We start from the raw sequence: 10145 nt of genomic DNA on the forward strand, positions 1-10145 counted from the left end.
AGTACGGCCTCAAGATAGCGGTCACCGGTCAGGCCCGGGACATGAGCACAGGCAGGATCATCGTCAGCAAACAGTAGTATCAGTGTCAATCAAGGCCCCTCCAGGGGCCTTTTTGCTGCCCGGCAATCGCGCTAAAGAGCCCTGCCCTCCCTTGACCATTGGACTCTTGGCGAGGAAAACAGCGGATTGCGCAGATGTCGAGCGAACGGCGAATTTATCCGGCCCCCAGGTTGACAGTGCCATCTCAAAAGGGTTTAATGCGCGCCGTTGCCCAGATAGCTCAGTCGGTAGAGCAGGGGATTGAAAATCCCCGTGTCGGCGGTTCGATTCCGTCTCTGGGCACCAATAATTCCTCCTTAGTTCAGTCGGTAGAACGGCGGACTGTTAATCCGTATGTCGCTGGTTCAAGTCCAGCAGGAGGAGCCAAATTTCACAAAAAGCCCGCTCAATGAGCGGGCTTTTTGTTTTGTCATGGTCAAACGCCAACGGGTAACGCCCCTGCGGGCGCCACCTCACCCCGCCAGCTCTATCTTGCCGTAATCGAGGCGATTCTCCTTGGGTGCTCCCTCTATGCTGCGCACCTCGTTGAACTTGTATCTGAGAATGTAACCGAAGCAGGTGAAGAAGAGCCCTATCACCAGGGCGCCGACCCACTGGATCTCGAGAAAATCGAGCTTGAACAACAGAGTCAGACCGGCCAGCACCAGCAGATTGAATCCGAAGTAGCGCCATTTGCCGAGCCGTTCGGTCGTCAGCCCCAGATTGTCGGTGTAAAGGCGGATCAGGGAGTCGAGGGAGTTGATCACCATGGTGATCCCCACCGCGACCATGGCCCAGTTGAAGAAGCCTGCCGTCGACAGACCCTGCTCATGGTAGTAGTAGAGCACGGCAAACCAGACGGCGATGGCCAGGGAAGGAAACACCAGCATGGCCCCCAACAGCTGCCAGGTCCGCAGGCCGCCGACGAAGCGGGCGGTGAACTGACCGATCATGATGCTCCAGGAGAACCACCAGTAGAGATAGAAGGCGTGGTAATCATTGAGGGGCAGCACGAAGCGATCTATGTGACCAAAGTAGCCCCCCACCAGTGCCAGGGTGGCGGCAAAGTCGGCCAGGGACCCTGTCGGGGTGAGGAAGGCGGCGCCCCACATCAGGGCGATCAGGGTGATAAAGCAGACGGTGGTGCCCAGACTCAAAATCCGCACAAACTTCAAGCTGGTGCTCGAGTAGATGGAGAGCGCAATCACCAGCAGCACTATCAGGTAAAAACTCGCCACCAGGCTCTCGCCATCCCCTATCTGGGGCAGATACCAGGGCAGGTTGCTCAGCAGCAGATAGGCGGTGAAGGCGCAGGTGCCGATGATCACCAGGTTGTTGAGAAACTTCACCGGCGCCAGCTCGAAGAACTTCACTCTGGGTTCTATCACGCAAAAATAGAAACAGGTCAGGAAGTAGAAACCCCAGATGAGAAAACCCCAGTAGCCAAACTCGATGGCGAGCGGGTTGGTGAACCCGTATTCCGGGCTCGCCTGCAGATCGGCATAACCGGCAAACTCGGTCAGCGGGAACATGATCAGACCCACATCCAGCCCGGAAGTGAACAGGATGGCGATGAAGGTGAAGGTGCGCACCGGCGTGGTGCCGATGCAGCGGATATTGCCCCAGCGATAGAGGACAAACGCGATGGCGGCAAAGGTAAAGAGGATCCCCGCACTGAGCCAGGCCGTCATGACTGACCTCCCGCGATATCCATTTCGTGACCAAACATAGGTGCTCCTTGTCATTGCATTGTGATGTTCAAGAGGCAGTTCGGCTTCCTGCGGCCATGGCTTCCCCTACCCCACGGCTGCGGGGGAAGGGATGGACGCGGGATCAGGACTTAACTATCGCCAGCGCTACCTGGGGCCCAGCGATAGGTAAAGACTGACGAACTGCCGTGCCAGGGTGCTCTCTGCACCCACTGTCTGTCGTAGTGAACTATCGGGCCAGGGCGCGTACCGGCGCCCGGGGGCGCTGCTTCTCCTGCCAGTGTTCGGCCAGCCCCACCTCGACCGGGTGCGCCGTCAGTGGCACCTTGCCGAGGATAAGGTCGGCGGCGCGCTCGGCCACCATCAGGGTGGGGGCATTGAGGTTGCCGTTGGGAATGGTCGGGAAGATGGAGGAATCCACCACCCGCAGTCCCTGCAGGCCATGGACCCGGGTCTCGGGATCCACCACCGCCAGGGCGTCCGTCCCCATCTTGCAGGAGCAGGAGGGGTGATAGGCGCTCTCCACGGCACTGCGCACGAAGGCATCGATCTGCTCGTCGCTTTGTACCGAGGCCCCCGGCTGTATCTCCTCTCCCCGGTAGGCATCCAGGGCGGGCTGGCCGATGATCTCCCGGGTCAGGCGCACGCAGGCGCGAAACCCTTCGACGTCATCGGGATGGGAGAGATAGTTGAAGCGGATGGCGGGAGCCTCGCGGGGATCGGCCGAGCGCACCTGCACCTGACCGCGGCTGCGGGGCTTGTTGTGGCCGATATGCACCTGGAAACCGTGACCCGCGAACGCCTCCCTGCCGTCATAGCGCATGGCGGCGGGCAGGAAGTGGTATTGCAGATCCGGCCAGGGCACTCCTGCCTTGGAGCGGATGAAGCCGCAAGACTCGAAGTGATTGGTCGCCCCCAGACCATCCTTGCGCAGCAGCCAGCGGCTGCCGATGAGGAACTTGTCCCACAGCCCCAGCTTGCCGTTGAGGGTGATGGGCTGCTGGCAGCGGAACTGGAAGTAGAACTCCAGATGATCCTGCAGGTTTTCACCCACCCCGGGCAGAGGATGCAGCACCCCTATGCCTGCTTGGTTCAGGGTATCGGGATTGCCGATGCCGGAGAGTTGCAACAGATGGGGAGAGCCTATGGGTCCGGCACTCAGGATCACCTCCTTGTCGGCCCTCACCTCCTCGATCTTTCCCCCTTGTTCGAAGCGCACCCCGACCGCTCGCTTTCCTTCCAGCAACACCTTGTGAACCAGGGCGCCGGTTTGCACACTGAGATTGGCCCGGGCCATGGCGGGTCTGAGATAGGCATTGGCACTGGAGCTGCGCACCCCCTGCTTCACCGTCATGTGCATGGGGCCGAACCCCTCCTGCTGGCGGCCGTTGTAATCGGCCGTGGCGTCGTAACCCGCCTCCACACCGGCATCGACGAAGGCCTGGTAGAGGGGGTTTTGCATCTGGTTGCCATTGTTGACCCCAAGGGGTCCCTCAGTGCCGCGATACTCATCCCCACCGAAGGCCCACTGCTCGGCCCGTTTGAAGTAGGGCAGGCAGTGGGCGTAGTCCCAACCCTGCGCCCCCGCCTGCTGCCACTCGTCAAAGTCACCGGCGTGGCCGCGCACATAGACCATGCCATTGATGGAGGAGGATCCTCCCAGCACCTTGCCCCGTGGGCAGTGCATGCGCCGCCCGCCCAGATGGGGCTCGGGCTCGGTCTCGAACTGCCAGGCATACTTTTTGGTGTTCATGGGGATGGAGAGGGCGGTCGGCATCTGGATGAAGATGCTCTTGTCGCTGCCCCCCGTCTCCAGCAGCAGCACCCTGTGCTGACCATCCTCGCTCAGGCGGTTGGCCAGCACGCAACCGGCGCTGCCCGCCCCCACTATGATGTAGTCATATTGGCTCATGGGATCTCCTTAAAACGGACTTTGCATGGCTTGCATGCCGACATAGACGGATTTGAGCTGGGTGTAGTGTTGCAGGGTCGCCAGGCCGTTCTCCCGCCCTATGCCTGACTGCTTGAAGCCGCCCACCGGCATCTCGGCCGGGGAGGCCCCATAGCTGTTAATCCAGCAGATCCCGGCCTGCAACTGATGCACCACCCGGTGGGCGCGGCGAATGTCCCGGGTGAAGACCCCGGCCGCCAGCCCCAGGGCGGTGTCATTGGCCCGTCGCACTACCTCTTCCTCCTGCTCGAAGCTGAGTACCGACATCACGGGACCGAAGATCTCTTCCCGGCAGATCCGCATCTCGTCCCGGCACTCGCTGAAGATGGTGGGGGCGACGAAGAAGCCATTTGGCGCCATGGCGGGCCGCAGCGCCTCGCCGCCGCAGCGCAGGGTGGCCCCCTCTTCCTGGCCGATGCGGATGTAATCGAGCACCTTGCGCTGATGGTCGCGGGAGATGAGGGCACCGAAGTTGGTGGCCGGATCCATGGGGTCCCCGACTCGGATATTGTCCCGGGTACGAGCCAGCAACCGCGCCATGAAGGCGGGATAGATCCCCTGCTGCACATAGACGCGGGTGCCATTGGTGCACACCTCGCCCTGGGTATAGAAGTTCGCCACCATGGCGGCGCTGACCGCCTCCTCCAGATCCGCATCGTCGAAGATGATGAGGGGGGACTTGCCTCCCAGCTCCATGGTCACTCCCTTGAGGGTGTCTGCAGCGGCGCGCATCACCTTCTTGCCGGTGCCCACCTCGCCGGTGAAGGAGACCTTGGCCACCTCGGGTGCCTGACTCAGCCAGGCCCCGATCCGGCCATCCCCCTGCACCACGTTGAAGACGCCGGCGGGCATGCCGGCCTCGATGAAGATCTCCGCCAGCTTGAGGGCGCCAAGGGGCGTCTCCTCCGAGGGTTTGAAGATCATGCTGTTGCCGCAGGCCAGCGCCGGGGCTGCCTTCCAGCAGGCAATCTGCAGCGGGTAGTTCCAGGCGCCGATCCCGGCGCAGATGCCCAGGGGCTCGCGGCGGCTGTAGTAAAAATCGGCCCCCAGCTGCTGCTGATTGCCCTCGATGGCGGCGGCAAGACCGGCGAAGAACTCTATGCTGTCGGCACCAGTCACCACGTCCACCACAGAGGCTTCCTGCCAGGGCTTGCCGGTGTCGGCTACCTCGATGGCAGCCAGGATATCGTTACGCTCACGCAGCAAAGCCACGGCCCGCAACAGGATCCGGCCACGCTCGACCCCACTCATGGCCGACCAGAGCGCAAAACCCTGCTGGGCACTCGCAATGGCGGCGGTCTGCACGGCCTCATCGGCCACCTCGACCTCGTAGATGACGGCCCCGCTAGCCGGATTGATGACCTCGAAGTACTCGCCCGAGGCATTGGCCAGGTAACGGCCGTCGACAAAATTCTGATAACGGGTCAAAGACATGAATTCACTCCGCTGGGGTCAGTCGTTGCAGGATAAAAAGTTTGCACAGCCGCTCGGCACGGCTGAAGTCGGGTTCGGGGCTGGGGCTCAAAGCACTTCGTAGCCAGAAGCCATCTATCATGGCGGCGCTCTGCTGGGCCGCGGCCAGGGCCTGCTGGCGCGGCAGGCTGACCCCGAAGGAGCAGGCCAGATTGCTCAGCAGTCGCCGCTGGTTGATCCGTTGCAGGCGGGCCAGGTCTGGTTCATGGCTGGCCTGGGCCCAGAAGGCGAGCCAGGTACGCGCCACGGCACGGGAGCACTGCAAGGGGGTGAAGTTGGCTTCCACGATCGCCATCAGCCTCGCCTGTGGTGACATGCCAGGGCGCAGCCGCTGCCGCAGCGCCGCCCCCAGGGCAGAGAGCAACTCCCGCACAACAGCTTCGATCAGCGCCTGCTTGCCACCGAAATAGTGGCTGATGATGCCGGACGACATGCCGGCCTGGGCGCTGATGCGATTGAGGGTGGTGTGCTGCAAACCGAACTCGGCCACCGAGGAGATGGTGGCCTGGATCAGTTGCTGACGACGCTTTTCCGAGACTCCGACAATGGGCATTTTTTTGTTAATTGATTGTTCAATGAAGCCACACCCTAAACGTTAGATACGAAACGATCAACCCACTAAATCCATACAAATAGCGCTAACAAAAACACAATAAAATAAATAAACACATTAAAAACAATAATTTGAAACACGCCCAACACCACATTATTTAATTTAGATATCTAATCACTTAATCCTGAATATGTTATCGAGATGCACCAATTGGCCGGAGAAGATAGGCGAGTGAGAGGCTCCTTGGCCCCCCAACACCAGACGCCATCAGCCCCTTGTTCTGGGGATTGCAGAGACGGCAAGGGAAGGCGCCATAGCACCCGTTTATGAGTGCGGCGGACTACAGAGATATAGCTTCAATAGAATCTTTATATGAATAGATCAGGCACCAAATATAGAGCCCAATAGAGCCCCTTCGTGAAGGCCGTGGATACGAGGCAGCAAGGCTCAATAAGGTCTTTTTGATGAAGGCTGTGAGCACGCGAAAGCACCAGGATCCCGACTTCCCCCTTCGCAACCCAAAGGGGACGACACAAATCACCAAAGTTGCCACCAGTGCCATAACCGGCGTGACCAGATCCTGCACCATGGTTATGATGTGGGTCCCCCTGTTGCCTCGTTTCGGGAGTACGCCAGATGAATCGCCCCTTGAGTTATGTGCTGGATGGCATCCAGTGTGAGCCCCGCCTGTTCACAGTGCCACTCGACCACCAACAGGAGGATGGCCGTGAGCTCACTCTGTTTGCCCGTACTCTCTGTCGCAAGGACAAGCTGGATGCAGACTTGCCCTGGCTGCTCTACCTGCAAGGGGGCCCAGGCTTTGGCGCGCCCCGCCCCACCAATCAGAGCGGCTGGCTCAAGCGCGCCCTGCAAGAGTTTCGCGTCGTACTGCTCGATCAGCGTGGCACTGGTCACTCCACACCGGTCAGCGCCGAGGCCCTGACGCATCTGAACCCCGCTGAGCAGACCGACTATTTGAGCCATTTTCGCGCCGACAGCATAGTGCGCGATGCCGAACTTATCCGCGCCCAGCTCTCGCCAAACCGTCCCTGGAGCCTGCTCGGCCAGAGCTTTGGCGGCTTCTGCTGCCTCAGCTATCTCTCCTTGTTCCCCCAGGCCCTGCACGAGGTCTATATCACTGGTGGCATTCCCCCTGTTGGCCGCAGTGCCGATGAGGTCTATCGCGCCACCTACCAGCGTGTTGCCGACAAGAACCGCGCCTTCTTCAGCCGTTTCCCCCATGCCCAGGCACTGGTCAATCGCCTCGCCCAGCACCTGCATCAACATGAGGTGCGCCTGCCCAACGGCCAGCGTCTGACGGTAGAGCAGTTGCAGCAGCAAGGGCTGGACTTGGGGGCCACAGGCGCCTTCGAAGGCCTCTATTTCCTGCTGGAGGATGCCTTTATCGGCGAGCGCATCAATCCCGCCTTCCTCTACCAAATCCAGGCCATGCAGCCGTTCAACGCCCACCCCATCTTCGCCATATTGCACGAGGCCATCTATGCCGAGGGGCAGGCGAACAATTGGGCCGCAGACCGGGTCCGGGCCGAGTATCCCGAGCTAAACTGGACTCCGGGTCAGGATCTCGCCTTCACCGGCGAGATGGTCTACCCCTGGATGTTCGAGCAGTTCCGCGAGCTGATCCCCCTCAAGGAGGCGGCCCGACTGCTGGCAGAGAAAGCGGACTGGGGCCCGCTCTACGATCTCGAGCAACTGCAAAAGAACCAGGTGCCCGTGGCCTGCGCCGTCTATGCCGATGACATGTATGTGGAGTTCGATTTTTGCCGCGAGACCCTCAAGGGGCTGGGCAGCAGCCGTGCCTGGATAACCAACGAATACGAACATAACGGCCTGCGCGCCGATGGCGAATATATCCTGGACAAGCTCATCAGCCTGAACCGGGATCGCTAACGCCGACGCCATTAAGCCAGGCAGCTCCCGAGTGGGGAAAGACGGCGAGATCGCCCTGATTTGGAAGTGAATAATAACAATAAGGAAAGTGAACTTGGATCATCCGGAACTCTCAGCCGGCTGGCTGAGTCGTCTCTTCTATCACTGGACCGGCCCCTTGCAGCGCAAGGGATTGCAGGATCCCAGCGTCAGTCTGGACGATCTCTACCCCCTGTTGCCCCAAGACAACAGAGATGCGCGAGCCGATGCCTTCCTGGCCCTGACCGCCCGCCTGCCGGTGCGCCCCTGGGCCATCACGACCTACATCTGGCGCCACTATGGCAGCCGCATCGCCCTGCTTACCTTGCTGCAACTGCTGGCCATGCTGGCGACCCTGGCCAGTCCCTGGTTGCTCAACCATGTCATGACTCAGCTCGGCACCGGCGCCGCGACTGAACACAAGTTGCTGTTGGCCTTGGCGTTGTTTGGCTCTGTACTCGCCGCGGGCATGCTGGCAGAACATGCCTTGCAACTGGCGCTCAAGATGCACGTCCCGATCCGCCGTCTGCTGGCCGAGGCCCTGCTCGCCAAGGTGATGAAGCTCGGCGGCAAGAGTTTCGATGACAGAGCCGGCGGCCGGGTGCAGAACCTGATCAATCGCGATGTCTGGGACATCACCTGGATCCTGGCGGACCCCGCCATGCCAATCACCATGCTGTTGCTGTTGGCCGGTACCATAGCCCTGCTGGTCTGGCAGGTGGGCAGTGCCGGTTTGGTGGGCTGCGCCGTACTGACCCTGCTGCTGCTGCTCTCGACCCGGCTGGTTCGGCGCATGAACCAGCAGGAGCAGCGCCTCAAACACAGCCAGGATGAACGCAACGGCATCTTGGCCGAGTACATCAAAAAACTGCGACTGGTACGCCAGAACGGGTTGGGCCCCTTCTTCACCCGGGCAGCGGAGCAAAAACGTCAGCAGGAACTCAACGTACTTGGCCGGGTGCTCAGGCTGGATGCCATCAATGATGCGCTCATGCTGGGTACGCCACTGCTGGTCACTCTTGCCACTTTCACCACCTACCTGGTATCGGGCCAGAGCCTGACCCTGCCCCAGGTGTTCACCACTATCGCCCTGTTCGCCGTGCTGCGCATTCCCATGCAGCGCCTGCCCTACCTTATCCGCACCCTGATCAACTTCAATACCGGTTTCCAGCGTCTGTGCGAACTGCTCAACAGCCCGGAGCAGCATCGGCAGCTCGATGATGACAACCTGGCCAAGGGGACAGTGGTCCTCAATGAGGTGAGCGCACGTCATCAGCAACACACAATGCTGACCGGCGTCGACCTGACCATCAATCCCGGCGAGTTAATCGGCATCACCGGCAAGACAGGGGCTGGCAAGAGCTGCCTGCTGCACCTGATTGCCGGCTTCGATGACGACTTCGAGGGGGAGATCCGTCGCCACGGCAGGGTCGCCCACCTGGGTCACAAGCCCTGGCTGATGAATGACAGCATCCGCAACAACATACTGTTCGGGCAGCCCTGGGATGAGGCTCGCTACCGCTGGGTGCTGGAGGCTTGCACCCTGACCGGGGATCTCGCCCTGCTCGGCCACGGGGATCAGACGCTAGTCGGCGAATTGGGCACCCGGCTCTCGGGGGGACAACAGCAGAGGGTGGCACTGGCCAGGGCGCTCTACACCCAGGCCGACATACTGCTGCTGGACAACCCCCTCTCGGCACTGGATCCCATGGTCTCTGCCCAGGTGCTGCGCCTGGGTCTGGCATTCAGGCCAGGTCCGACCCGGCTGCTGGTGAGCCATGACCCCGAGGTGCTGGCTCACTGCGATCGGGTCTTTGCCATTGAACAAGGTGCCTTGATCGAACTGGCCCCCCGCCAGTTGGCAGACTTGCCCCCGCAGGATCCCTCACAAGCTCCCCTCGCCCCCCAAGAGGCTGAACGGTTCAACGCAGAGAAGATAGTCGAGGGCAAGGTGGACTGGGGATTGTTCGGTTTTTTGTGGCAGCGGCTCAACGCCCCCGGCCTCATCCTGCTGACTCTGGGACTGGCCCTGGGTCAGGAGGGGCTGCGCATCGCCTCGGATCTCTGGCTCGGCGGCAAGGCAGCCAACACTGAACTGGCGCCCCTACTCGGTACCTACATGGCTCTTGGGCTGGGCTCCCTGCTCTGCATCACCCTGGTGCGCGTGCTCAACTACAAGTTGGGCCTCAAGCTGGCCTGGAGCCTGTTCGAAGGCATGCTAAGCCGCATCAGTCGCGCCCCCATGGCCTTCTTCGACAAGGTGCCCCAGGGCCGGATCCTCAACCGCTTCGATCGGGATCTCGCCGAAACCCAGGAGACCTTGCTGCCCATGATGAGCGGCCTGTTCGGCATGCTGATTTCGGTGCTGCTGCAGGTGTTGGTAATCGGCATCAATCTGCCACTGTTGCTGCTGGTCACGCCCCTGGTCGGCGGTGTGCTCTACCTGCTGCAACGCCGCTACCGCGCGGTGCAGCTCAAGCTCAGACGCCAG

6 protein-coding genes and 2 tRNA genes are annotated in these 10145 nt (G+C 61.2%); 4 read left to right on the plus strand and 4 right to left on the minus strand.

The annotated features are described in order from the left end of the window. Positions 1-269: 269 nt before the first annotated feature. Both G113_RS16145 and G113_RS16150 read left to right on the plus strand, forming a co-directional pair. A tRNA-Phe gene (locus tag G113_RS16145) sits at positions 270-345 on the plus strand. Between the two features lie 5 nt (positions 346-350). Further along, positions 351-426: transfer RNA gene (locus G113_RS16150), tRNA-Asn, on the plus strand. Between the two features lie 86 nt (positions 427-512). Here the strand turns inward: G113_RS16150 and G113_RS16155 are convergent. The 4 genes from G113_RS16155 to betI form a co-directional block, all read right to left on the minus strand. Beyond that, positions 513-1730, minus strand: a complete 1218-nt coding sequence (locus G113_RS16155; RefSeq protein ID WP_005907135.1) for a BCCT family transporter — start codon at positions 1728-1730, stop codon at positions 513-515. A gap of 247 nt (positions 1731-1977) precedes the next feature. Beyond that, positions 1978-3660 carry a choline dehydrogenase gene (betA, locus tag G113_RS16160; RefSeq protein ID WP_005907136.1) on the minus strand — a complete coding sequence of 561 codons (1683 nt, stop codon included), beginning with the start codon at positions 3658-3660 and terminating at the stop codon, positions 1978-1980. A 9-nt stretch (positions 3661-3669) separates the two neighbouring features. Then, a complete protein-coding gene (gene betB, locus G113_RS16165; RefSeq protein WP_005907137.1) occupies positions 3670-5133 on the minus strand; it encodes a betaine-aldehyde dehydrogenase in 1464 nt (487 codons plus the stop codon). Between the two features lie 4 nt (positions 5134-5137). Continuing rightward, complete coding sequence (betI, locus tag G113_RS16170) at positions 5138-5725, minus strand: transcriptional regulator BetI (RefSeq protein ID WP_005907139.1); 588 nt, start codon at positions 5723-5725, stop codon at positions 5138-5140. A gap of 636 nt (positions 5726-6361) precedes the next feature. Here betI and G113_RS16175 point away from each other — a divergent pair. Continuing rightward, complete coding sequence (locus G113_RS16175) at positions 6362-7636, plus strand: alpha/beta fold hydrolase (RefSeq protein WP_005907141.1); 1275 nt, start codon at positions 6362-6364, stop codon at positions 7634-7636. Positions 7637-7730: 94 nt separating this feature from the next. Next, the coding region (locus G113_RS16180; protein ID WP_005907143.1) for an ABC transporter transmembrane domain-containing protein at positions 7731-10145 on the plus strand (2415 nt) is incomplete at its 3' end.

Origin of the sequence: Aeromonas molluscorum 848 (assembly GCF_000388115.1) — a bacterium.
Classification (GTDB): Bacteria; Pseudomonadota; Gammaproteobacteria; order Enterobacterales; family Aeromonadaceae; genus Aeromonas; species Aeromonas molluscorum.

Excerpts from the sequence above, each read along its gene's own strand:
- G113_RS16155 (WP_005907135.1), bottom strand. The coding sequence starts at position 1,730 with ATGACGGCCTGGCTCAGTGCGGGGATCCTCTTTACCTTTGCCGCCATC.
- betA (WP_005907136.1), bottom strand. The coding sequence starts at position 3,660 with ATGAGCCAATATGACTACATCATAGTGGGGGCGGGCAGCGCCGGTTGC.
- betB (WP_005907137.1), bottom strand. The coding sequence starts at position 5,133 with ATGTCTTTGACCCGTTATCAGAATTTTGTCGACGGCCGTTACCTGGCC.
- betI (WP_005907139.1), bottom strand. The coding sequence starts at position 5,725 with ATGCCCATTGTCGGAGTCTCGGAAAAGCGTCGTCAGCAACTGATCCAG.
- G113_RS16175 (WP_005907141.1), top strand. The coding sequence starts at position 6,362 with ATGAATCGCCCCTTGAGTTATGTGCTGGATGGCATCCAGTGTGAGCCC.